This is a genomic window from Thiomonas sp., assembly GCF_054608695.1.
Genome location: NZ_JBTRXV010000029.1, coordinates 20,265 through 44,144 on the forward strand (window position 1 = coordinate 20,265; position 23,880 = coordinate 44,144).

Sequence of the window (23,880 nt, forward strand, 5' to 3'; positions counted from 1 at the left end):
TACAGTCGAAGTCATGCGGTGGCCTCATGCACCATGATTGGCATGCTTCGACATAATCGCAATCCATCTGGAGACAACCATGGCCGAACAACAAGCCCCCGAGCATCACGTCCTGAAGACCTACTACCCCTCGTCCGAGGCGGTGAGGCGTGCGCGCATTTCCGGCATGGAGGCGTACCGCAAGCTGGTGGCCGAAGCCGAGGGCGATTTCGAAGGGTTCTGGGCCCGCCTGGCGCGTGAGCACCTGGCATGGCACAAGCCGTTCACGCAAACCCTGGACGCCAGCGGCGCGCCGTTCTACAAATGGTTCGCCGACGGCAGGCTCAACGTGTCGTACAACTGCCTGGACCGGCACGTCGAAGCCGGCAAGGGCGACAAGACCGCCATCGTGTTCGAGGCCGACGACGGCAGCGTCACCCGCGTGAGCTACCGCGAGTTGCTCGAGCGCACCGCCAAGTTTGCCAACGCGCTGAAGGGGCTGGGCGTGAACAAGGGCGACCGCGTCGTCATCTACATGCCCATGTCGGTGGAGGGCGTGGTGGCGATGCAGGCGTGCGCGCGCATCGGCGCGACGCATTCGGTGGTGTTCGGCGGCTTCTCCGCGCAGTCGCTGCGCGACCGCATCCAGGATGCCGGCGCCGTGCTGGTGCTCACGGCCGATGAGCAGCGCCGCGGCGGCAAGCCCTTGCCGTTGAAGGCCATCGTCGACGAGGCGCTGGGCCTGGGCGGCTGCGACACCGTGCGCAACGTGGTGGTGTACCGGCGCACTGGCGGCGAGGTGGCCTTCAAGCCGCCGCGCGATCTCTGGATGCACGAACTCGTCGCCCAGCAAAGCGCCGACTGCCCGCCGGAATGGGTGGAGTCCGAGCACCCGCTGTTCCTGCTTTACACCTCCGGTTCCACCGGCAAGCCCAAGGGCGTGCAGCATTCCACCGCCGGCTATCTGCTGTGGGCGCAACTCACCATGCTGTGGACCTTCGACATCCAGCCCGACGATCTGTTCTGGTGCACCGCCGACATCGGCTGGGTCACGGGCCATACCTATATCGCCTACGGCCCGCTGGCCTGCGGCGCCACGGAGGTCGTGTTCGAGGGCGTGCCCACCTTCCCCGACGCCGGCCGGTTCTGGAAAATGATCCAGGACCACAAGGTGAATGTGTTCTACACCGCGCCGACCGCCATCCGCTCGCTGATCAAGGCCGCCGAGACCAACGCCGCGGTGCACCCGCGCAACTACAAGCTCGACTCGCTGCGCATTCTCGGCACCGTGGGCGAGCCGATCAACCCCGCCGCCTGGGAGTGGTACTACGAGCATATCGGCGGTGGCCGCTGCCCCGTCGTCGACACCTGGTGGCAGACCGAAACCGGTGGCCACATGCTGAGCCCGCTGCCTGGCGCCACGCCGATGGTGCCCGGCTCCTGCACCCTGCCGCTGCCGGGCATCTTCGCCGAGGTGGTGGACGAAGCCGGGCACGAACTGCCCTGGGGCACGGGCGGCATCCTGGTGATCAAGAAGCCCTGGCCGGCGATGATCCGCACCATCTACGGCGACCCCGAGCGCTTCAAGAAGAGTTACTACCCCGAGGAACTCAAGGGCTTCTACCTGGCCGGAGACGGCGCCATCCGCGACCCGCACACCGGCTACTTCACCATCACCGGGCGCATCGACGACGTCTTGAAGGTCTCGGGACATCGCATGGGGACGATGGAAATCGAGTCGGCCCTGGTGTCGCATCCACTCGTGGCCGAGGCGGCGGTCGTCGGCAGGCCGGACCAACTCACCGGCGAAGCCATCTGCGCCTTCGTCGTGCTCAAGCGCTCGGTGCCGACCGGCGAGGAAGCGCTGCGGATCGCCCAGGAACTGCGCAACCACGTCGCCGGGGAGGTCGGGCCCATTGCCAAGCCCAGGGACATTCGCTTCGGCGACAACCTGCCGAAGACGCGCTCGGGCAAGATCATGCGCCGCCTGTTGCGCACCCTGGCCAAGGGCGAAGCCATCACCCAGGACACCTCGACGCTGGAGAACCCGGCGATCCTGGAGCAGCTGGCGCGCAATCACTGAGGCGGGCGATCGGGGGTTGCCGAGTTTAGGCGAAGCCAAAATCCGGCGCTCCTGGATCAGCTGGCGCGTAACCATTGAGCGCAAACCGGATCATGGCTACGCCATGATCCGGTTCAACCGTGAAGGGCGGGTCGCGGCGCGGCCGGAATCGACACCAGCCCGGCCTTCTCAGGGGTGCAGGGGCGATTGCACGCTTCCGGTTCGTTCCCGCTGCTGCTCGCTGCGCACGATGCTGGCGAGCTGCGACAGGTCGTGGCTCATGGCCTGGATCACATCATCCAGGGACAGCATGCCGACCACCCCGCCTTCGTGATCGGTCACGGCGAGCCTGCGTATGCCGTGGCTGAACATGGTCTGCATCGCATCGCTGACATCGGCGGATTGAGGGGTGGTCATCACGCCGCCCGTCATCACGTCGCCAACCGTCGTGGCGACCGGGTTTGCGCCTTTGGCGAGCGCCTTGACCACCATGTCCCGGTCGGTGACGACCCCGGCGATGTGATTGTTCACCGCGCCATCCGTGACGACCAGAGCTCCGATATGCTGGTCACGCATCTGGATGGCGGCTTCCTGCAGATTGCGCGATCGCGGGATGTGCACCGTGCCGCGCGTGTAAATCTCCTTGACCTTCATGCTGTGCTCCATCGATATGGGCAATGTCGGGCTGTCCATACGTCTGGAAAGGCAACCCGGCGGATGGCTTCCCGGTCGGGAAGCTCTAGCGTGCGCCTCAGCTGTTCGTCGCCGAGAGGTGCGTTGCAAACCAGGCGGCGGCCAGCCTGGAGACTTGTTCCAATTTGCCCGGCTCCTCGAAGAGATGGGTCGCGTTCGGGACGATGGCGGTGCGGTGCGCGCAGGTGAGTTGGCGCGCCGCCAGTGCATTCAGGGCGATGACCTCAGGATCCCAGCCGCCGACGATGAGCAGTGTGGGGGCCTGCACCTTGCCGAGCGCATCGCCGGCCAGATCGGGACGCCCGCCGCGGGAGACGATGGCGTCCACACGCTGCGGGCGCTCGGCCGCGGTGATCAGAGCCGCCGCCGCCCCGGTACTGGCGCCGAACAGGCCGATGTGCAGCGCGCGGGTCGCAGCCTCCTGGCCCAGCCAGTCGACCGTATCGGTCAGGCGCCGCGCAAGCAGCGCAATGTCGAAGCGATGCTCGGCCGTCATCCTGTCGCGCGCGTTTTCCTCGGCGCTGAGCAGATCGAACAACAGGGTGGCCAGACCTGCCGCCTGGAGCGCCTCGGCGACGTCCCGGTTGCGCCGGCTGAACCGGCTGCTGCCGCTGCCGTGGGCGAAGACGACGATACCGCGTGCTCCGCCGACAAGCGCGAGGATGCCATCCAGCACGACGTCGTGCGTGGGGATCTGGACATCGATCGTGGCGGGTCGCTGCATGACGTTGGCTCTGCATGCGGCCTAGACGCCCGGCAGCACGGCCTCGGGCCGGTGCCAGTGATGCGGCGCATCCAGCGGTTCAAGCGCGGCGGTTTCGTCCAGATGGAACACGGCGTCGAACTGCCGCGCCAGCGCGGCATCGAAATAATGGCTCGCGCGCTCCGTCTGCGGCACGTAGATCACGCCGATGGCGCGCTCCAGCATGGGCTCACGCAGGGGTTCGGCCGCGGCGTCGGTCAAGGGCAGGAAGAACCGATCCAGCCCCGTGCTGTGGAACAGGTGCTCGTAGCTGCCGCGCAGCGCCGGCCTCACCCACTTGTGCTCGACGTCGCCGTCCCACTGCGAAGCCGCGGAGACGTGGCCTGTATAGGTTGTGAAACCCACCAGCAGGGCCTGGTCGCCCACATCCTGCCGGACCAACTGGCCGAGATTCCATTCGCCCCGCGCATGCGACTCGGTGGCACGCGCGTCGCCGAGGTGCGAGTTGTGAGCCCAGACCACCACCCGTCCCGTGCCGCCCCGCCGGACCCGGTAGTCAGCCAGTGCGAGCAGGGTGTCGCGCATATGGGCGTCGCGCAGATTCCAGGTGTTGACGCGCCGGCCGAACATGGCCCGGTAGTAGGCCTCGGCATGCACCACCACGGTGGCGTTGCGCTCGGCGAAGAAATGTGCATCCAACGCCGCGAGACCATTGCGCTCGATATGAGCCTGCGCATCGGCGCGCAACTGCAGCAATTGCGCAATGACGCCTTCGCGGGCGTCGGGGCGCTGGCCGAAGGCGGCCTGATAGCCGTAGACCTGGGGCTCGCGCACATGGTCGAGGGCCGCGTAGCGCTTGCGGCCGAGTTCCGCCTGCTCCGGGTCGATCCGGTCGAGATAGCGGATCACCGCATCGGCCGAACGGTAGAGGCTGTAGAGGTCGAGGCCATAAAACCCCACGCGCTCCGCCTGGGGTTTGGCGGTGTTGTGCGCGCGCAGCCAGCCGACGAAATCGAGGACTTCCCGGTTGCGCCACATCCAGGCGGGAAAACGTTCGAAATCGTCCAGCGCGGAGGTGGCGTCGTCGTGGCCTTCGCCATGCACGTAATGGTTGACGCGCCAGGCATCCGGCCAATCGCCTTCGATGGCCACGGCATCGAACCCTTGTTCCGCAATGAGCCTGCGGGTGATGTCGGCGCGCATGCGGTAGAAATCCTGCGTCCCGTGGGTGGCCTCGCCGAGCAGTACGAAGCGCCGACCCGCGGCCATCGCCAGCAGCGCGTCGTCATCGGTGGCGTTGCCGGCGAGCCGCTGGGCAAGGTCCCGCACGGCGAGAAAGGGGGTCAGCGCCGGGTGCGTCATGCTGCCTCTCCGCGCGACCGTGCGAGCAGCCTGCGCACTTCTGCGTCGCTGGTCTGGTCGAAGGTCTCGTAGAACTGGCCGACGGCATAAAACGGATGCGGGCTGAGCACGCAGACGAAATCGTCGGTGATGTCCTCCAGGCGCTGCCGCGCTCCTGGCGGGGCGACCGGCACGGCGACCACGATGCGGGCCGGATGCCGGGAACGCAGCGCCATGACCGCCGCGCGCATGGAGGCGCCCGTGGCGATGCCGTCATCGACGACGATGACGGTGCGGCCTTCGACGCTGGCTGCCGGGCGCGTCCCACGGTAGAGCGTTTCGCGGCGTTGCAGTTCGCGGCGCTCATCGGCGAGCACGGCTTCGATGTCGTGCTGGGAGACCCCGGCCATGTCGACGACCTCGGGATTGAGGTACAAGGCTCCGCCCGATGCGATGGCCCCCATGGCGAGTTCCGGATGCCCCGGCAAGCCGAGCTTGCGCGCGATGAGCACATCAAGCTCGGCGCCGAGGGATTGGGCCACCTCGTATCCCACCGGAACGCCGCCGCGCGGCACCGCCAGGACAAGCACATCATGACGGCCTGCATAGACTTGCAGGGACCGGGCCAGCCTGCGCCCGGCGGCGAAACGGTCCTGGAAGCGATCATCCATGACGCCACCTCACACTGACGAGTGCTGTCAGGTTAGGCGGGCTCGCGTGGTGCGCGATTGATCGAGATCAAGTTGCCGAATGGTGGAGCCGGGAAGTCCCGTGCCGAAGTCCTCGGACGCCGTCGTGCTCAGACGCCTTGCCAGCGGCGCACCCGGCCGATATCGACATGGACGAAATCCGAGCGCGGATACAAGCCGACGCCGCCGGCCTGCAACGACAGCGCAACCCGGTGCAGCTGCGCCAGGTCATGCCCAGGCGCACGGATGTCCGCGGCCATGCCGTCCATGTGCAGGCTGTGCTTGGCCACGCCCGAGCTGCGGGCGTGCAGCATGGCGTTGGTGCTGGGCGAGCGGTATCCGGAAACGAGCTGGATGGATTGGGTCGCGCCGAGCCGTTCCGCGATGGCGTGCAGCAGGTCGAGCAGCGACGGGGCGATGGCCTTGGTCTCGTTGTTGCGGAAATCGCGCAGCAGGTGGTCGACCTCGGCGAGCGATTCGGGAAGGTACACACCCTGCGCCCAATAGATGGTGCGCAGGGTTTCGCCGGTGTGCAGGTTGTGGACGGAGAGCGCGCGCTCCGCGCTGGAGGCGCGTGTTTGGGCGAAGGCCGGTTGGGCGGCAACACCAGCGCCCGCAGCCAAAATGCCGGCCGCGGCCGAGAGGAAACGGCGGCGCTCGTGGCTGGCCACTGCGTGTGGGCGAGAAGGCGTGTGCAGGCGTGTACGCGACATGATGGCTTTCTTGCTTACGGTGCCGGGGCCTGGACTTCGGCTTGGCGGTCGATCCGCCTCGCCAGCCCCTCCTGCTGCTTGACGACTCGCCGGGCTTTCTGCCAGTCGATGCGGTCGGTCAGGCCATTTTGCGCCGCCAGCCTCACCAGCGTGTCCCAGGGGTCGGGCTGCTTGCGGTAGATGTCCGGGTTGACCTCGAGTTCGATATGCCCATCGGGCAGTTCGGCCAGCAGCAGCGGCGCGTAGATGATCTTGCCCGTGGTGCCGATCTGCATGTCGGCGAACAGGGATTCCACGTCGTCGGGGTGCAGCCGGATGCAGCCATGGCTCTGGAAATGATAGACACTGGGCGGCGCGCTGGTGCCGTGGATGCCGTAGCCGGCCATGCTCAGCCCGATCCAGTACCTGCCCAAAGGATTGTCCGGCCCCGGCGCCACACGGGTCAGTACGGCCTTGCCTTCGCGCCGCATTTCCTCCTGGATCGAAAGCGGGACATGCCAGGTCGGATCCTTGCGCAACGCCACGACCTTGAAATTCCCGGCGGGTGTCGGCCAGCTCGGCTTGCCCAGACCCACGGGGTAGGCACCGGAGAGTTTGCCGTCACGGAAGAAAAACAGCATGCGCTGCGGCAGGTTGATCAGCACGCCGTCGTCCAGTGTTTCGGGGACGATGTGGCGATTGTCGATCTGGATGCGCTGCCCAGGTTGGAGGGCATGCCGGGGTTCGAGCCCGTTGCGCCGCGCGATGTCGGCGACCGACTCGCCGAAGCGCGCCCCGATCGCGGTCAGCGAGTCGCCCTTGCGGACGACATATTCCGAGCTTCCGCCGACCACCTCGTGCGCCAGGCCTGGCTCGGCATGCGCGGGGGAATGGCTCGCGGCAGCCCATGCCAGAAACGGAGCGAGCAGCAAGCGGGCGGCCTTGCTCGCTGTCCATGCCGGCATGGGCAGGCGGCGGCTCTTTGTGCGGAAGCGGTGGCAAACGGGCTGACTGCTGGGCACTGCGGGCTCCAAGGGGCGGATCGGCACATCACGCTTGGCCGAGCCGACCTTGGTCATCAGGTTGGGGAAACCGGCACCGCCAGCATACCGCTGCGTCCGGGCACGGTACCCATGCCCACGCCCTTCAGCGGCAATGCGTCCAGGGTCAGCGTCGCGGCGTAGTCGGTCATGCTGCCGAGACGCAGACCCGCATGGCTCCAGCCGGCCAGCAGCGCCTCGAACACCGGCGCGAGCTGGCCGCCTTCGAGTTCGGCATGCAGGGTATAGACATGGTCGCGGCCATCGAGCGACAGCTTGAGCAGATGCTCGGCCACGTTCTCGGGCGTGATGCCGTCCACGCCGATGAGCTCGTCCAGCGTCGGCAGGGTGGTTGGCAGCTGCGGCACGCCGAGCGCGCGGCCGCCCACCACCGGGCGGAACGGCGCATCGCCGCGGCCGTCCGAGGCAAGGGTGAATCCGAGTTCTTCCTCCAGCGCGTAGGCGGCGTCGTTCATCTGCCAGCCCGCGGCGCCATGCACCTTGGGGGCGCGGCCGAAGATCTCGCCAAAGCGGTCCACGGCCAGCCGCATCTGGCGCCGCGTCCACGTGGGGTCCTTGCCCGCGACATGGTCTTGCCAGAGGATGTGGTCCCAGGTGTGGACGCCGACCTCATGCCCGGCGCGATAGGCCGCGCGCATCGGCTCGGCCGCCAGGCGGCCGATGTCCGGCCCGGGCAGCAGGGTGCCGTAGAGCAGGGTCTTGATGCCGTAGTGGCTGGTGACGGACGTGCGCCGCACCTTGGCCAGGAAGCCGGGCCGGAACACGCGCTTGAGGGCGCGGCCGGTGTGGTCGGGCCCGAGGCTGAAGAGAAAGGTGGCGGATACTTGGTGGCGATCGAGCAGGCGCAGCAAGGTGGGTATGCCTTCGCGTGTGCCGCGCAGGGTATCGACGTCGATCTTGAGGGCGAGAAAAGGCATGGCGCGGGCGTCGTGCGGGCTGCAGCGGCGATCAGTTCCCGGCCTCGTCCATCAGCGCGCGGGCCTGGGCGATGTGGCCGCGGTAGGCGTCGAAAATCTTGCGCAGCGCGGTATCCATATCGGCCCTGGGCGCCCAGTTCAGGTCGTGCATGGTGTTGGTGATCTTGGGCACGCGGTTTTGCACGTCCTGGTAGCCCTTGCCGTAATACGCGCCCGAGCTGGTTTCCACCAGCTTCACCTGCTTGGCCGCTTCGGCGTACTCCGGCGTTTCGGCGGCGATGCGCAGCATGTGGTCGGCCAACTCGCGGATGGAGTGGTTGTTGGCCGGATTGCCGATGTTGTAGATCTCGCCGCTGGCCACGCCGTCCTTGTTGTCGATGATCTTCATCAGCGCGTCGATGCCGTCGTCGATGTCGGTGAAGGCGCGTTTTTGCCGACCCCCATCGACCAGGCTGATGTTCTCGCCGCGCACGATGTGGCCGAGGAATTGCGTCACCACGCGCGAGCTGCCTTCCTTGGCGGAGAAGATGGTGTCCAGCCCCGCGCCAATCCAGTTGAACGGGCGGAACAGGGTGTAGTTCAGCCCTTCCTGCTGGCCGTAGCCGGCAATCACCCGGTCCATCAGCTGTTTGGAGCAGGCGTAGATCCAGCGCGGCTTGTTGATCGGGCCGTAGGTGAGGGGCGAGTTCTCGGGGTCGAACTCGGCATCGGCGCTCATGCCATAGACCTCGGAGGTGGAGGGGAACACCAGATGCTTTTTGTGCTTGACCGCGGCGCGCACGATGGGCAGGTTGGCTTCGAAGTCGAGCTCGAACACGCGCAGCGGCGCTTTCACATAGGTGGCGGGCGTGGCGATGGCCACCAGCGGCAGGATGACGTCGCACTTGCGCACGTGGTACTCGATCCACTCCTTGTTGATGGTGATGTCGCCCTCGAAGAACTTGAATCGCGGACTTCCCAGCAGGTCGTCGATGCGGTCGGTGTTCATGTCCATGCCGTACACCTGCCAGTCGGTGGTCGACAGGATGCGCTTGGACAGGTGGTGGCCGATGAAGCCATTGACGCCGAGGATGAGGATTTTTTTCATGGTTGATGTCCTGCGAGTTCCGAAAGGTGTTGTGCGCTCAAGGGCTGGCCGGGGTGATCTGCCGCCCACAATTCGAGGATGTGAATCACCCCGCCGTCGTTGCCTTTGGCGAGGATCTGCTCTTGTGCAAGATGCAGTCCGGCGCTTGCCGAAGCGGGGAGCAGCGCCGCCACTTCAGGGCGCGCCAAGCGGGCGCGGGCAACGATGAAGCGCCGACCGTTCAGGTCGAAAAATGCGCCGGGGTAGGGTGGTGCGACGGCGCGCATGAGGTTGTAAATGGCCTGCGCGGGTTGCCGCCAGTCGATGCGGCCATCTTCCGGTTTGCGCCCGCCGAAGTAGCTGCCTTGCGCCAGATTATTGCTGCGGCGCGGCACTTCGCCCCGCAGCAACCGCGGCAGCACGCCCCATAAAGCGATTTCGGCGGCCACGGTGACTTTGTCGAACACGTCTTTGGCCGTATCGTCCGGCAGGATGGGCACGGCCTGCTGCGCGACGATGTCGCCCGCATCGGGCTTGGCTTCCATGACGTGCAGGGTTGCGCCTGTTTCAGCTTCGCCGTGAAGCACCGCCCAGTTCACCGGCACGCGGCCCCGGTATTGGGGCAGCAGCGAGCCGTGCATATTCAGCGCGGCGATGCGCGCCGCAGCCAGCAGTGACGCAGGCAGCATGCGGCGAAAGTAGAAGGAGAAGATGTAGTCCGGCGCCAGTCTCGCGATGCGTTCCAGCAAGGCATCGTCCACGGCCTGATCGACCAGCGCCACCGGGATGCCATGCTCGGCCGCAACCGCAGCCACGCTGTCGAACCAGATGGTCTCGCCGGGGTCGTCCGGGTGCGTGACCACGAGTTCCACCCGCATGCCGCCAGCCAGCAGCGTGCGCAGGCCGCGCGCGCCAACGTTGTGATAAGCGAAAACAACGGCGCGCATGCAGCGTTTAGCGGCTGGAGGAAGCCAGGCTGGGGGCCTTGGCTTCAGCCCCGGCTTCATGCAGGCCATGAGCTGGTTGGACGTCCGCAGTATCGTCCAGCACGGCCTGCACCACATAGCGTGGCCGGCCGCGCACCTGCTCGTAGATGCGGCCGATGTACTCCCCCAGCAGGCCCATGCTGAACAGCAGCACGCCGAGCAGGCAGAAGGTGATGGCGAACAGCGTGAACACGCCCTGGACCTGTGAGCCGAACAGCAGGCGCTGCAGCATGAGGTAGATGAACAGCGCCCCCGAGGCCAGCGCCAGGGCGATGCCGAGGAAGGACATGATCTGCAGCGGCATGAGCGAGAAGCCGGTGACCAGATCGAAATTCAGCCGGACGAGCTTGAACAGCGAGTACTTCGACTCGCCCGCGGCGCGCTCCTCGTGCGCCACTTCGATCTCGGTCGGGCGCAGCGAGAAGGTGTAGGCCAGCGCGGGCACGAAGGTGTTGACCTCGCTGCAGCGGTTGATGGTGTCGACGACGTCGCGGCCATAGGCGCGCAGCATGCAGCCCTGGTCGGTCATGCGGACATGGGTGATTTTTTCCCGCAGATTGTTCATCGCCACACTGGCGTTGCGGCGGAACCAGCTGTCTTGCCGCTGGCGGCGTATGGTGCCGACGTAATCGAAGCCCTCGCGCATCTTGGCCACCAGCTTGCCGATTTCCTCGGGCGGGTTCTGCAGGTCGGCGTCCAGCGTCACGACGATGTCGCCGCGGCTGTGCTCGAAGCCCGCGAGGATGGCCATGTGCTGGCCGTAATTGCCGTTGAACAGAATGGCGCGGGTGACGTCGGGGCGCAGGCGCTGCTGCGCTGCCAGCAGGGCTGCCGAGCGGTCCTTGCTGCCATCGTTGACGAAGATGATTTCATAGCGCTCGCCCAGGGCGTCGAGCGCGGGGTAAAGCCGGGCGAACAGCGCGGCCAGCCCGGCTTCCTCGTTGTAGACGGGAACGACGACCGAGACGGCGGGGGGAAGAACGAAGGTGCTCATACGCCGAATTCTCGCAGCACCGCGTCGAGCGCGCCGCAGACGCGGCCGATGTCGCCGTCGCGCATGGCGGGAAACAGCGGCAGGGTGAGAATGCCCGCGCCCACGCGCTCGGCATGGGGAAAGTCGCCAGGCTTGAAGCCCAGCTTGCGGTAGAGCGTGAACAAGTGGATGGGCGGGTAATGCACGCCGGTGCCGATGCCGCGGTTTTTCAACGCCTGCATCACGGCGGCACGCGAGACGGCCGATGGCAGCACGATCTGGAACATATGCCAGTTGCTGTCGGCGAAGTCGCGCACCGGCAGTTGCACGCCACGCTCGGCCAGTTTCATGGCGTCGAGCACCGCGAAATACGCCTTCGCCAACTCGGTGCGGCGGCGGTTGAAACCGTCCAGCCGCTGCATCTGCCCCCAGCCCACGCGCGCGGCCACGTCGGTGAGGTTGGCCTTGCAGCCCACCACGTCGACGTCCATGCCATCCAGCCCGGTGCGGCGCACGCCTTGCAGGCGCAGGCGCTCGGCCAGTTGCGGGTCGGCATCGGCGGGAAGGACCAGGCAGCCGCCTTCAAGGCTGGTGGCGTTCTTGTTGGGGTGGAAGCTGAAAGAGGCGAAGTCGCCGAAGCTGCCCACACGCCGGCCCCGCCAGGTGCTGCCGATGGCTTGGGCCGCATCTTCCAGCACCCGCAGCTTGTAGCGTGTGGCCAGGGCGCCAATGGCGTCCAGGTCGCAGGGCAGGCCGGCCAGATGCACCGGCAGGATGACCTTCGTGCGGGGGGTGATGGCTGCCTCGATGGCGCTGGTATCGAGGTTGCGCGTGACCGGGTCGATGTCGACGAACACCGGCCGCGCGCCCACCGCCAGCACCACATTGGCCGTGGCCACCCAGGACAGCGGCGTGGTGATGACTTCGTCGCCCGGGCCCACGCCCAGCATGCGCAGCGCCACTTCCATGGTGATCGTGCCGGAGTTGAAGGCGCGCACCGTGCGGCCGCCGAAAAATTCCGACAGCACCTGCTCGAACTTCGCATTCCACGGCCCGGTGGTGAGCCAGCCCGAGCGCAGCACCTCGACCACACCGGCGATGGTGGCCTCGTCGAGGTCGGGGCGGGTGAAAGGCAGGAAATCAGCATCGGTCATGACGGGCTCCCTCAGGAACGTGCAACCACAATCACACCGACGATGATGATGGCGATGCCGATGAGCTTCTGCGCCGTCAGCGCCTCGCCGAACAGCCACCAGGCGGCGAAGGCCGTGACCACATAGGCCAACGACAGCATGGGGTAGGCGATGGACACCTGTACCCGGGTCATCGCCAAAGTCCACACACCGACCGACAGCGCATAGAACATTAGCGCCAGCAGGATTTGCCACTGCAGTGCGAAATGCAAGCCTGCCCGCCAGATGTTGTCCAGGCTGAAGGAAAAGCGGCCGGCGGTCTCAGCTCCGGCCTTGAGCAGCAACTGTGCGGCGGCATTCAGCAGCACGCCGGTGAGAACCAGGGCGAACGTGACGGCGCTCATGGCTTGGCTCCGATGGGTGGGGTCGTGGTTGGGGCATCCCAGGCGGCGGGCAAGCGTGGGACAGCAGCTTGCGCGGCTGCCCCATAGTTCTGCCCCGGCTTGGCGATGACCACGTAGCGCGGCGTCTGCTCGATCACTTGCAGCGGCAGGTGCATGGCCCGCAGCGCGCCGAGCTGCCCGGCTGGCATGAAGGCCAGCGGCAGGCGGTCCTGCTGCCATCGCTGGGCGAAGTCGGCCAGGGTGGGGACCCACAATTGCGGTTGCTGCGTGATGCCGAAGTGCAGCTCGCCCTGGTACTCCACCACCGTCACGGTACGGCGCAAGTAGAACGGCAGGGTCTGGTCATAAGTACCCACGACGTAGAACGGCTGGCCGGCATGAAGCCACGGCCGGATGGCGGCGACCACGTCCTTGGTCGATGCCGTGCGCCCAAGAATCTGAAACCCCTGCGACGCCACCGTGAAGCCGAGAAACATGCTGATGGCCAGAGCCAACACGGCAGCGCTGCGGCGCCCGGCCGTCTCCCAGCGCCAGGCCAGTGCGCTGCCGACGATGCCCAGTAGCGCCGTGATTTCCAGCCACCAGCCGTATTGCTGATACAGCGCGCCTGGCGTCACCGCGTTGCCCGCGCGCCAAAGCTGGGTCAAGCCCGCGGCGGCGGCCAGCGAGATGAAGCCGTAGAGCGCGAACTGCCAGCGCAAGACTCCGCGCTGGGCATGGGCGAAATGGTTGCCGATCATCAGCGCCAGCGCCGGAAACACGGGCAGGATGTAGGACGGCAGCTTGGAATGCGAAGCGCTGAAAAAAGCGAAGATGAACACCGTCCAGATCAGCAGCGCCCAGTTGGGTTTGAAGCCGGGCCTGCCGGCAACGACTGCGCTCGATGCTTCCATGCCGCTCGGCTGCTTCCACGCATGCCGCAGCCCGCCGAACAAGCCGCCAACCCAGGGCAGCACGGCGAGCAACAGTATGGGGAAGAAATACCACCACGGCCCCGGCCGCGCCAACTCAGGCGTGAGAAAGCGGGTGAACTGCTGGTAGATGAAGTAGTAGTCGAAAAACTCGGGGTTGCGCAGTTGCACCAGCACATGCCAGGGCAGGCCGATGGCCAGAAAAATCAGCAGGCCGGTGACGATGTGCAGCCGCTTCCACAGGCCCCAGTCGCGCGTGAGCAGGGTGTAGAGCACCAGCGTCATGCCAGGAAAGGCCGGGCCGATGAGCCCTTTGGACAGCAGCGCCAGCGCCATGAAGGCCCAGCAGGCCCACATCCAGTTGCGGCTCTGCGCAGGCGTTGCACCGTCACGCTGCGCCAGCAAAAAACTCAGCAGGCTGCCGGCCAACATCGCCGACACGCCCATGTCCAGGGTGTTGATATGGCCCATCGCCACCCAGTACAGGCTGCTGGCCAGAATGGCTGCCGCGTACAGCCCGGTGCGCGCACCGAATACGCGCCAACCGGCATAGCCGGTGAGCAGGATGGTGAAGAAGCCCGTGAGCCCGGTCCACAGCCGTGCTTGCCATTGGCCGAGGCCGAACACCTCGTAAGCCACGGCCGTGGCCCAATATTGCAGCGGAGGTTTCTCGAAATATTTCAGGCCGTCCAGGCGCGGCGTGACCCAGTTGCCGCTGGCCACCATCTCACGTGGAATTTCGGCGTAGCGGCCCTCGTCCGTGGGCACCAGATCGCGGTAGCCCAACACCCCGAACCACAGGGCAGCCAGCATGATGGCCAGCACCCACAGCATGCTGCGTGAGGGGAGACGGTCTTGGGGCGGGGATGGAGTCACGGAACAGGTGCTAGAGATACAAGTGCCCCCAGCAGTCCGCGAGCGGACTCCCCCCGGAGGGGGCAAGGAAACTCGGGAGCAGCCCTTCGTTTCCAGGAGAGCCGTTCGTGGTGCCGGTGAAAGGAATCGAACCCTCGACCTTCTCATTACGAATGAGCTGCTCTACCAACTGAGCTACACCGGCGGCAAAACATGAAATCTTAACCGATCCAGCGCGCGAAACGGACGATCTGACCCTGCCGGGTTCGCGTCTGGTCGTCGGCATTTACTGTGCTTCTTGGTGATACTTCTGCAGCAGGGCAACCTCTTCGCTGCTGCCCAGCATGACCGCGGCGCGTTGGTGCAGGCTGGTCGGCTGGATGTCGAGGATGCGCTCAGTGCCGGCCATGGCCATGCCGCCGGCTTGTTCCACCAGCAGGGCCATGGGGTTGGCTTCGTACAGCAGGCGCAGCTTGCCGGCGCGGTCGGGTTCGCGCCGGTCCCAGGGGTAGAGGAAGACGCCGCCACGGGCGAGCACGCGGTGCACGTCGGCCACCATGCTGCCGACCCAGCGCATATTGAAGTCCTTGCCGCGCGGGCCGTCCTTGCCTTGCAGGCATTCGTCGATGTAGCGCTGCACGGGTGGTGCCCAGTGGCGCAGGTTCGACATATTGATGGAGAACTCGCGGGTGGACTCGGGGATGCGCAGGCCTTCCTGCGTCAGCACGAAACTGCCCTGGCCGCTGTCGAGGGTGAACACCGTTACGCCGTGGCCGAGCGTGAGCACCAGCGTGGTTTGCGGGCCGTAGGTGCAGTAGCCGGCGGCCACTTGCTGGCGCCCGGGCTGCAGGAAATGCTCGGGCCCGACTTCGCTGACGCCATCGGCCAGGTGCAGCACCGAGAAGATGGTGCCGATGGTGACGTTGACCTCGATATTGCTGGAGCCGTCGAGCGGGTCGAACATCAGCAGGTATTCGCCGCGCGGGTAGCGGTGGGGAATGACGTGGATGCGCTCCAATTCCTCCGAGGCCATGGCGGCCAGGTGGCCGCCCCATTCGTTGGCTTCCAGCAGCACGTCGTTGGCGATGACGTCGAGCTTTTTCTGCACCTCGCCCTGGATGTTCTCGCTGCCGGCGCTGCCCATGATGCCGGCGCTGGCCCCCTTGTTCACGGCGTGGCTGATGCGCTTGCAGGCGCGTGCCACTTGCTCGATGAGCAGGCGCAGCGAGCCGGGAATATGGCCGTGGGTGCGTTCTTGCTCGATGAGCCAGCGCGACAGGCTGATGGTGGTGTCGGACATCGGGGTTCCCTGAGTATTGGGGTGATGTGGAGCTGACCTGTGCGTGTGTTCAGGCCAGGGCCTTGCCCAGGATCTCGCGGGTGTCGGCCGATAGTCCTGGATGGGCCGCCAGGTCGCGCATGATGGGCTCGACCATCTGGGCGTACGACGGCGTGAGTTTGCGCCAGCGGTCCAGCGCGCGGGCGAGACGGGCGGCGACTTGCGGGTTGATGGCGTCGAGCGTGCGCACCTGCTCGGCCCAGAAGCTATAGCCAGCGCCGTCGGTGCGGTGGAAGGCGCCGGGGTTGCCCTGGCAGAACGTGGAAATGACGCTGCGCGCGCGATTGGGGTTGCGAATGCTGAAGTCGGGGCGCTGCATCAGCGTGCGGATGGCGCTGACCTCGACCCCCGGCGCGGCGGCCTGCAGCGCGAACCATTTGTCCATCACCAGCGGCTCATGCGCGAACTGCGCGGCAAAGCGTTCCAGCGCAGCCTGGGCCGGCTCGGCGCGGCTGCCCACCAGGGCAGCGAGGGCGTCGAAGCGGTCGGTCATATTGTCCGCATCCTTCACCAACTGGTAAGCGCGCCCTTGCCACACCGCGTCGCCCGTGAGGCTGAGGTAGGACAGGGCGAGGTTGCGCAAACCGCGCCGGCCGGCGCCGGCGAAGTCGGGGGTGTAGCCGCCCGTGGGCGCAAGGGCATGCCAAGTCTGCTCCCAGTCGGCTTGCAGTTGCTGCCCCAGGGCCAGGCGCATGGTCTGACGGGTTTGATGGATGCGGGCGGGATCGATCTGGCCGAGCTGCTCGGCGATGTAGCCTTCGCTGGGCAGCGTGAGCACGAGCTCCTTGAACGCGGGATCGAGCCCGGTGTCGTGCAACACGCCACGCAGGGCGTCGAGGTAGGCGGCGTCAAGCTTGAGGTCACCGTCCTGCGCGGCGGGCAGCAGGCGCGCCAGGGCCAGGCGCTGCGCCGCTTCCCAGCGGTTGAAGGGGTCGGTGTCGTGGGCCAGCAGCACCAGACGGTCAGCGTCGCTCAGGCCGTCGTCCAGCAGCACCGGAGCGGAGAAGCCGCGCAGCAGCGAAGGGATGGGCTCGGCATCCACCTCGTGCAGCACGAAGCTCTGCTGCGGCTGGGTGAGCACGAGCAGGGCATCGGTGCCGCGCGCGCCGGCTTCCACGCGGAAGCTCAGCGCCTCGCCACTGCGGGCCAAGAGGCCCAGGCGCAAGGGAATGATTTGCGCCTGCTTCTCAGGCTGGCCGGGTGTGGCGGGGCAGGCCTGCGTCAAGCCGAGGGTGTAGCTGCGGGCGGCGGCGTCATACTGGCCGGCGGCGCGCAGGCGCGGCGTGCCGGCCTGGGCGTACCACAGGCTGAACTGGGCACGGTGCGTCTCGAGCGCCGAGCCGGGGTTGGCGTCGGCCATGGCGGCGAGGAAATCGTCGCAGGTCACGGCCTGGCCGTCGTGGCGGGCGAAGTAGAGCTTCATGCCGGCAGCGAAGCCGGCGCGGCCCACGAGCGTTTGCATCATGCGCACGACTTCGGCCCCTTTTTCGTAGACCGTGGGGGTGTAGAAGTTGTCGATGGCGACATAGCTGTCGGGCCGCACCGGGTGGGCCATGGGGCCGGCGTCCTCGGGGAACTGCACCGCGCGCAGGCCACGCACGTCTTCGATGCGCTTGACCGCGCGTGCCGATTCGCCGCCGCTTTGCGCCGCCAGATCCTGGCTGAATTCCTGATCGCGGAACACGGTGAGGCCTTCCTTCAGGCTGAGCTGAAACCAGTCGCGGCAGGTGATGCGGTTGCCGGTCCAGTTGTGGAAATACTCGTGGCCGACCACCGACTCGATGTTCATGTAATCGACATCGGTGGCGGTGGCGGGGTTGGCCAGCACGTACTTGGTGTTGAAGACGTTGAGGCCCTTGTTCTCCATCGCGCCCATATTGAAGTCGCTCACGGCGACGATCATGAAGCGGTCGAGGTCCAGGCTCAGGCCGAAGCGCTGCTCGTCCCAGGCCACCGAATGCACCAGGGACTGCATGGCGTGCTCGGTCTTGTCCAGGTCGCCCTCGCGCACATACACCTGCAGCAGATGCTCGCGGCCATCGGCAGCCCGGATGCGCTGCTCGCGGCACACCAAGCGCCCGGCCACCAGCGCGAACAGATAGCTGGGCTTGGGAAAGGGGTCTTCCCACACCGCTTCCATGCGGCCATCGTCGAGCGGGCGCTGGCTCTTGAGGTTGCCGTTGGACAGCAGCACCGGGTACTTGGCCTTGTCGGCGCGCAGCACCACGGTGAAGCGGCTCATCACGTCCGGACGGTCGGGCCAGTAGGTGATGCGGCGAAAGCCCTCGGCCTCGCATTGGGTGAAGAAGGCGTCGCCCGACAGGTACAGGCCCGACAAGCGCGTATTGGCACGCGGGGAGCAGGCGGTGACGATGTCGAGCTGAAAGGCGTCTGGCAGCTTGTCCAGCCGGATGCCGCCGTCGGTTGCGGCGTAGACCCAGGCCTTGCCGTCCACGGTGAGCGATTGCAGCGTCAGGTCCTCGCCGTCCAGCAGCAGCGGCGCGTCGGCCGAGGCGTCGGCCAGGCGGCGCAGCTGCATGCGGTTTTTCACCCGGGTGCGATCGGGGTCGAGGTCGAATTCCAGCGTGACCTGGTCGATGGCATAGGCCGGTTTGGCGTACTGCAGGCGGGAGATCACGGGAGCTTGGTCGGTGCGCATGGCGGTCATCCGGTTGATGCTTTGGGACGCTGGGGCGAGGGCGGCTGAAAACGGCGCGACGGGCTCACAGCCCTTGTTTCAGGCTGGCGGAAATGAAGTCGTCGAGGTCGCCGTCGAGCACCTTCTGGGTGTTGGACATTTCCACCCCGGTGCGCAGGTCCTTGATGCGGCTCTGGTCCAGCACATAGCTGCGAATCTGGTGGCCCCAGCCGACGTCGCTCTTGCTGTCTTCCAGCTTTTGCTGTTCGGCCTGGCGCTTGCGCAGCTCGTGCTCGAACAGGCGCGAGCGCAGCATGGCCCAGGCCTCGGCGCGGTTCTTGTGCTGCGAGCGGTCGTTCTGGCATTGCACGACGATGCCGGTGGGCACATGGGTGATGCGCACCGCCGAATCGGTCTTGTTGATGTGCTGGCCGCCGGCGCCGCTGGCGCGGAAGGTGTCGATGCGGACATCGGCCGGGTTGATGTCGATCTCGATCGAGTCATCCACCTCGGGGTAGATGAACACGCTGGCGAAGCTGGTGTGGCGCCCGCCGGAGGAGTCGAACGGGCTTTTGCGCACCAGCCGGTGCACGCCGGTTTCGGTCCGCAACTTGCCGTAGGCGTAATCGCCTTCCACCTTGATGGAAGCGCTCTTCACCCCGGCAACGTCGCCGGCGGATTCTTCCAGCACCTCGACCCTGAAGCCCTGGCGCTCGCTGTAGCGCAGGTATTGGCGCAGCAGCATGGAAGCCCAGTCGCAGGCTTCGGTGCCGCCGGCGCCGGCCTGAATGTCGATGAAGCAGTTGCCGGGGTCCATCGGATTGGAGAACATGCGGCGGAATTCCATGTCTTCCACGCGCTTGGCGGTGGCTTGCACATCGGCTTCGATCGACAGCAGGGTTGCGTCGTCGCCCTCGTCGCGCGACAGCTCGAACAGCTCCTGCTCGTCCGCCAGTTCACGCTCGATGCGCTCGATCTCCAGCACCACGGCTTCCAGCCCGCGGTTTTCCTTGCCCAGCTCCTGCGCGCGCTTGGGGTCGTCCCAGACCTTGGGGTCTTCCAGCGCGGCGCTGACCTCCCTCAGACGGGCCGACTTGGCGTCGTAGTCAAAGATACCCCCGGAGCGAGCGCGTGCGCGCCGACAGGTCGCGCAGTTGGGCGCAGAGGGCGTTGAGTTGTTCGGCTTCCATGATGGCTTGTTGGACGTTGGATGGGAAGGGAAGGCGCGAATTGTCGCACCGGGGCGGCACGAACTTATTTGAAGAAGTCCCGGACCTTGTCGCCCCAGGTCTTGCCCCCGGGAGAGTGGCGGTCGCCGCCGCGCTTGAACGACTCGTCGAGCTGCTCCAGCATGCGGCGCTGTTCCTCGCTCAGTTTCACTGGTGTTTCCACCTGAATATGGCAGTACAGGTCGCCGGGGTGGCCGGCGTGGATGCCCTTGATTCCCTTGCCGCGCAGGCGCAGGGTCTTGCCCGACTGCGTGCCCTCGGGCAGGTCGATCTCGGCCGGGCCGGAGAGGGTGGGTACCTCGATGCGCGAACCCAGCGCGGCAGCGGTCATGCTGACTGGAATCTTGCAGTGCAGGTCGTCACCGTCGCGCTCGAAAATGCTGTGCGGCTTGATCTGGATTTCAACGTAGAGGTCGCCCGAAGGCCCGCCGTTCGCACCCGGTTCGCCGTTGCCGCTGGAGCGGATGCGCATGCCGGTGTCGATGCCGGCGGGAATTTGCACCTCCAGGGTTTTCTGCCGCTGGACGCGCCCCAGGCCGTGGCAGGTGGTGCAGGGCTCGGGGATGATCTTGCCGGTGCCGCCGCAGGTCGAGCAGGTGTGCTGCATGGCGAATGGGCCCATGCGCTGCGTGGTGGCGCCACTGCCCTTGCAGGTCGGGCAGGCCTTGGGCTTGGTGCCGGGCTTGGCGCCGCTGCCGCCGCAGGTGTCGCAGCTATCCCACGATGGGATGCGCAACGATTTGTTCACCCCGAGCGCGGCTTCTTCCAGGGACAGGCTGAGCGAGTAGCTGAGGTCCGAGCCGCGATACACCTGCTGCCCGCTACTGCGTTGCCGGCTGCCGGCGCCGCCGAAAATCTCCTCGAAAATGCTGCCGAAGTCGCCAAAACCGCCAGCCGCGCCACCGCCCATGCCACCGGCGGAAGGGTCCATCCCGGCATGGCCAAAGCGGTCGTAAGCGGCGCGCTTTTGCGGGTCGGTCAGGGTTTCGTAGGCCTGCTTGGCCTCCTTGAAATGCTCTTCGGCGGCCTTGTCACCCTCGTTGCGGTCCGGGTGGAATTTCATGGCCAGCTTGCGGTAGGCCTTCTTCAGGGTGTCTTCGTCCGCGTCGCGGGAGACGCCCAGAATGTCGTAAAAATCGCGTTTGGCCATGCTTGAAACGATCCCGTATGAAAAACGCAAAAGGGGAGGGTGACGACACCCTCCCCGCAATCAGCATGCAAACGGCATGCCTGTTCTCCAGCGCGGCGGCTCAGGCCTTGCCGTCTTTGACTTCCTTGAACTCGGCGTCCACGACCGTATCGTCGTCGGTGTGGCCCGAGGCGCCACCGGCCGAGGCGCCGCCAGCGGCCGCGGCCGCCGGATCCTGGGCATACATTTTCTCGCCCAATTTCTGGCTGGCGCTCATGAGGGCTTCTGTCTTGGATTCGATCGCAGCCTTGTCGTCACCCTTGATGGCGTCGTCCACGTCTTTCAAGGCGGCTTCGATGGCGGATTTTTCGCCCGCATCCAGCTTGCCGCCATGCTCGGCCAATGACTTGCGCACACCATGCGCGGCGGCGTCGGCCTGGTTGCGTGCATCCACCAGTTCACGCTTCTTGTGGTCTTCGGCGGCATTGACTTCGGCATCGCGCACCATGCGCTGCACCTCGTCCTCGCTCAGTCCCGAATTGGCCTTGATGGTGATCTTGTTCTCCTTGCCGGTGCCCTTGTCTTTGGCACTGACGTGCAGGATGCCGTTGGCGTCGATGTCGAACGTCACTTCGATCTGCGGCGTGCCGCGGGCGGCCGGCGGAATGCCTTCGAGGTTGAACTCGCCCAGCAGCTTGTTGCCGCTGGCCAGTTCGCGCTCGCCCTGGAACACCTTGATGGTCACGGCCGGCTGGTTGTCGTCGGCCGTGGAGTAGACCTGCGTGTGCTTGGTGGGGATGGTGGTGTTGCGCTTGATCATGGGCGTCATCACGCCGCCCAGGGTTTCGATGCCCAGGGTGAGCGGGGAGACGTCGAGCAGCAGCACGTCCTTGCGGTCGCCGGCCAGCACCGAGCCCTGGATGGCGGCACCCACCGCAACGGCTTCGTCCGGGTTCACGTCCTTGCGCGGGTCCTTGCCGAAGAACTCCTTCACCTTGTCCTGCACCTTGGGCATGCGCGTCATGCCGCCCACCAGGATGACGTCGGAAATGTCGCCGATCTTCACGCCCGCGTCCTTGATGGCCTTGCGGCAGGGCTCGATGGTGCGCTCGATCAGTTCTTCCACCAGGGCTTCGAGCTTGGCGCGCGTGAGCTTCAGGCTCAGGTGCTTGGGGCCGCTGGCATCGGCGGTGATGTAGGGCAGGTTGATCTCGGTCTGCTGGCTGCTGGACAGCTCGATCTTGGCCTTCTCGGCCGCGTCTTTCAGGCGCTGCAGCGCGAGCACGTCCTTGGACAGGTCGACGCCGGACTCCTTCTTGAACTCGGCGACGATGTAATCCATGATGCGCTGGTCGAAGTCCTCGCCGCCGAGGAAGGTGTCGCCGTTGGTGGACAGCACCTCGAACTGCTTCTCGCCGTCGACGTCGGCGATCTCGATGATGGAGATGTCGAAGGTGCCGCCGCCCAGGTCGTACACCGCAATCTTGCGGTCGCCCTTGCCGACCTTGTCCAGGCCGAAAGCCAGGGCCGCGGCGGTGGGCTCGTTGATGATGCGCTTCACGTCCAGCCCGGCAATGCGCCCGGCGTCCTTGGTGGCCTGGCGCTGGCTGTCGTTGAAATAGGCCGGCACGGTGATCACGGCTTCGGTCACTTCTTCGCCGAGGTAGTCTTCGGCGGTCTTTTTCATCTTGCGCAGCACTTCGGCCGAGATTTGCGGCGGCGCCAGCTTCTTGCTGCGCACGTCGATCCAGGCATCGCCGTTGTCGGCGCGCACGATGCTGTAGGGCATCATGCCGATGTCCTTCTGCACTTCCTTTTCCTCGAACTTGCGGCCGATCAGGCGCTTCACCGCATACAGCGTGTTGCGCGGATTGGTCACTGCCTGGCGCTTGGCCGGAGCGCCGACCAGGATTTCACCGTCTTCCATATAGGCGACGATGGACGGCGTGGTGCGCGCGCCTTCACTGTTTTCAATGACCTTCGGCGCACCGCCTTCCATCACTGCGACGCAGGAATTGGTGGTGCCAAGGTCGATGCCGATGATTTTTGCCATGTCGAACTCCGTGTTTGTCGTTGGTTTCTTGCCGGCCGTGGCGGCTCGTGGTGATGATTGGCTGCCGCCCGGCGCTCATGTGCATCAAATGCTGCCGTTTCCCCGGGATTCAAGCGCCCGGCTTGTCATTCATGTCTGCAGCCGGTCCTGCGGCCGCAGCGACCGTCACCATCGCCGGCCGCAGGGTGCGATCGGCCAGGGCATAGCCCTTTTGCAGCACGTTCACCACGGTGTTGGCGGCTTGTTGCGCCGGCACCGTGGCGATGGCCTGATGCCGGCTGGGGTCGAAGCGCTCGCCGGCGACCGGGGCCACTTCCTGAATGCGGCTGCGCTCGAAAGCCCCGCGCAACTGACTGAGGGTCAGTTCCACGCCTTTCTTCAGCGCCTCGATGCTGCCGCTGGTGTCGGCCAGCGCAGCTTCCAGGCTGTCTTTCACCGGCAGCAGTTCCTGCGCCATGGCTTCCACGGCGAATTTGCGCGCCTTCGCGGTTTCCTCTTCGGCACGACGCCGGGTGTTTTCGGCCTCGGCCTTGGCGCGCAGGAATTGGTCTTTCAGCGTATCGAGTTCGTCCTGGGCGATTTTCAGGGCTTGCTCGAGTGCGTCAGGCGCTTCGTCTTGAGGCGAGTCTGCGGCCTGGAGATCGACGGGCTGGGGTGCGGTGGGTTGTTCGGCTGACGACATGGAGATATGGGCAGGTGAGTTGGGCTTGGACCGAAAAAATGCAAATCTGCGCAGGATTTGAGGGCAAGCAGGCCGAATTCAAGGCAGAGGACTCGGATTTTCCGGCAGTGGCGCCGTGGAGTTGGCCTGTCTGGGGCTGTAGAACACCACACTGTTGCGGAAGTTCAAGCGCAGCAGGCCCTGAGCCAGGCCGGTGTGCAAGAAGCTGGGGAGTCGGCTGCGGGCCACCCACACCGCCACCGCCCGGCCCTGGGCGCGCGCCTGCCCCAGCGCCTGCGGCCCCACGCAGATCGAAGCCTGCAGCGCATGGCGGCAGCCGAACCACAGATCCGCGCTGGTGCTGTC

20 protein-coding genes, 1 tRNA gene and 1 pseudogene are annotated in these 23,880 nt (G+C 66.2%); 1 reads left to right on the forward strand and 21 read right to left on the reverse strand.

The features are described from left to right. Window positions 1-79: 79 nt before the first annotated feature. A complete protein-coding gene (gene acs / locus ACYCUK_RS11305; RefSeq protein ID WP_461594868.1) occupies window positions 80-2,062 on the forward strand; it encodes an acetate--CoA ligase in 1,983 nt (660 codons plus the stop codon). Window positions 2,063-2,230: 168 nt separating this feature from the next. Here the strand turns inward: acs and ACYCUK_RS11310 are convergent, their stop codons facing one another. The 21 genes and pseudogenes from ACYCUK_RS11310 to ACYCUK_RS11410 all read right to left on the reverse strand — a co-directional run. Next, window positions 2,231-2,695, reverse strand: coding sequence for a CBS domain-containing protein (locus ACYCUK_RS11310; RefSeq protein WP_461594869.1), 465 nt, complete (start codon window positions 2,693-2,695; stop codon window positions 2,231-2,233). Between the two features lie 97 nt (window positions 2,696-2,792). Beyond that, window positions 2,793-3,458 carry a dienelactone hydrolase family protein gene (locus tag ACYCUK_RS11315; RefSeq protein WP_461594870.1) on the reverse strand — a complete coding sequence of 222 codons (666 nt, stop codon included), beginning with the start codon at window positions 3,456-3,458 and terminating at the stop codon, window positions 2,793-2,795. Window positions 3,459-3,479: 21 nt separating this feature from the next. Further along, on the reverse strand, window positions 3,480-4,799 hold the full coding sequence (locus ACYCUK_RS11320) for an erythromycin esterase family protein (protein WP_461594871.1): 1,320 nt from the start codon (window positions 4,797-4,799) through the stop codon (window positions 3,480-3,482). Then, window positions 4,796-5,449 (reverse strand): phosphoribosyltransferase, encoded by a 654-nt coding sequence (locus tag ACYCUK_RS11325; RefSeq protein ID WP_461594872.1) that lies wholly within the window; start codon window positions 5,447-5,449, stop codon window positions 4,796-4,798. Before ACYCUK_RS11325 ends, ACYCUK_RS11320 begins: the two co-directional genes overlap by 4 nt. A gap of 128 nt (window positions 5,450-5,577) precedes the next feature. After that, window positions 5,578-6,180 carry a YcbK family protein gene (locus ACYCUK_RS11330; RefSeq protein WP_461594873.1) on the reverse strand — a complete coding sequence of 201 codons (603 nt, stop codon included), beginning with the start codon at window positions 6,178-6,180 and terminating at the stop codon, window positions 5,578-5,580. 14 nt (window positions 6,181-6,194) lie between these two features. Further along, a complete protein-coding gene (locus tag ACYCUK_RS11335; RefSeq protein ID WP_461594874.1) occupies window positions 6,195-7,238 on the reverse strand; it encodes a L,D-transpeptidase family protein in 1,044 nt (347 codons plus the stop codon). After that, window positions 7,238-8,137, reverse strand: coding sequence for a polysaccharide deacetylase family protein (locus tag ACYCUK_RS11340; protein WP_461594875.1), 900 nt, complete (start codon window positions 8,135-8,137; stop codon window positions 7,238-7,240). The genes ACYCUK_RS11335 and ACYCUK_RS11340 overlap by 1 nt, the downstream gene beginning before the upstream one ends. A gap of 31 nt (window positions 8,138-8,168) precedes the next feature. Continuing rightward, a complete protein-coding gene (locus ACYCUK_RS11345) occupies window positions 8,169-9,224 on the reverse strand; it encodes a bifunctional UDP-4-keto-pentose/UDP-xylose synthase (protein WP_461594876.1) in 1,056 nt (351 codons plus the stop codon). Continuing rightward, window positions 9,221-10,150 (reverse strand): formyltransferase, encoded by a 930-nt coding sequence (locus ACYCUK_RS11350; protein ID WP_461594877.1) that lies wholly within the window; start codon window positions 10,148-10,150, stop codon window positions 9,221-9,223. Before ACYCUK_RS11350 ends, ACYCUK_RS11345 begins: the two co-directional genes overlap by 4 nt. Before the next feature lie 7 nt (window positions 10,151-10,157). Then, window positions 10,158-11,183, reverse strand: coding sequence for a glycosyltransferase (locus ACYCUK_RS11355; protein ID WP_461594878.1), 1,026 nt, complete (start codon window positions 11,181-11,183; stop codon window positions 10,158-10,160). Then, window positions 11,180-12,316 (reverse strand): DegT/DnrJ/EryC1/StrS family aminotransferase, encoded by a 1,137-nt coding sequence (locus ACYCUK_RS11360; protein WP_461594879.1) that lies wholly within the window; start codon window positions 12,314-12,316, stop codon window positions 11,180-11,182. Before ACYCUK_RS11360 ends, ACYCUK_RS11355 begins: the two co-directional genes overlap by 4 nt. A gap of 11 nt (window positions 12,317-12,327) precedes the next feature. Next, entirely contained in the window at window positions 12,328-12,699 is a 372-nt protein-coding gene (locus ACYCUK_RS11365) for an EamA family transporter (RefSeq protein WP_461594880.1), read from the reverse strand. Further along, window positions 12,696-14,486, reverse strand: coding sequence for a phospholipid carrier-dependent glycosyltransferase (locus tag ACYCUK_RS11370; protein ID WP_461594881.1), 1,791 nt, complete (start codon window positions 14,484-14,486; stop codon window positions 12,696-12,698). The genes ACYCUK_RS11365 and ACYCUK_RS11370 overlap by 4 nt, the downstream gene beginning before the upstream one ends. A gap of 108 nt (window positions 14,487-14,594) precedes the next feature. Then, a tRNA-Thr gene (locus ACYCUK_RS11375) sits at window positions 14,595-14,670 on the reverse strand. A gap of 81 nt (window positions 14,671-14,751) precedes the next feature. Beyond that, on the reverse strand, window positions 14,752-15,765 hold the full coding sequence (locus ACYCUK_RS11380) for a class 1 fructose-bisphosphatase (protein WP_461594882.1): 1,014 nt from the start codon (window positions 15,763-15,765) through the stop codon (window positions 14,752-14,754). Window positions 15,766-15,814: 49 nt separating this feature from the next. Continuing rightward, on the reverse strand, window positions 15,815-18,463 hold the full coding sequence (pepN, locus tag ACYCUK_RS11385; protein ID WP_461594883.1) for an aminopeptidase N: 2,649 nt from the start codon (window positions 18,461-18,463) through the stop codon (window positions 15,815-15,817). A gap of 64 nt (window positions 18,464-18,527) precedes the next feature. Then, window positions 18,528-19,632, reverse strand: a protein-coding gene (prfB, locus tag ACYCUK_RS11390) for a peptide chain release factor 2 (RefSeq protein ID WP_461594884.1) whose coding sequence is annotated in 2 segments (ribosomal slippage) — window positions 18,528-19,550 and window positions 19,552-19,632 — 1,104 coding nt in all. Because the reading frame shifts where the segments join, the coding sequence is not laid out codon by codon here. Between the two features lie 64 nt (window positions 19,633-19,696). Next, window positions 19,697-20,821, reverse strand: a complete 1,125-nt coding sequence (gene dnaJ / locus ACYCUK_RS11395; protein WP_461594885.1) for a molecular chaperone DnaJ — start codon at window positions 20,819-20,821, stop codon at window positions 19,697-19,699. A 100-nt stretch (window positions 20,822-20,921) separates the two neighbouring features. Further along, entirely contained in the window at window positions 20,922-22,853 is a 1,932-nt protein-coding gene (dnaK, locus tag ACYCUK_RS11400) for a molecular chaperone DnaK (protein WP_461594886.1), read from the reverse strand. 109 nt (window positions 22,854-22,962) lie between these two features. Continuing rightward, window positions 22,963-23,535 (reverse strand): nucleotide exchange factor GrpE, encoded by a 573-nt coding sequence (grpE, locus tag ACYCUK_RS11405; protein WP_461594887.1) that lies wholly within the window; start codon window positions 23,533-23,535, stop codon window positions 22,963-22,965. 78 nt (window positions 23,536-23,613) lie between these two features. Beyond that, a pseudogene (locus ACYCUK_RS11410) lies at window positions 23,614-23,880 on the reverse strand (hypothetical protein); the annotation flags it as partial.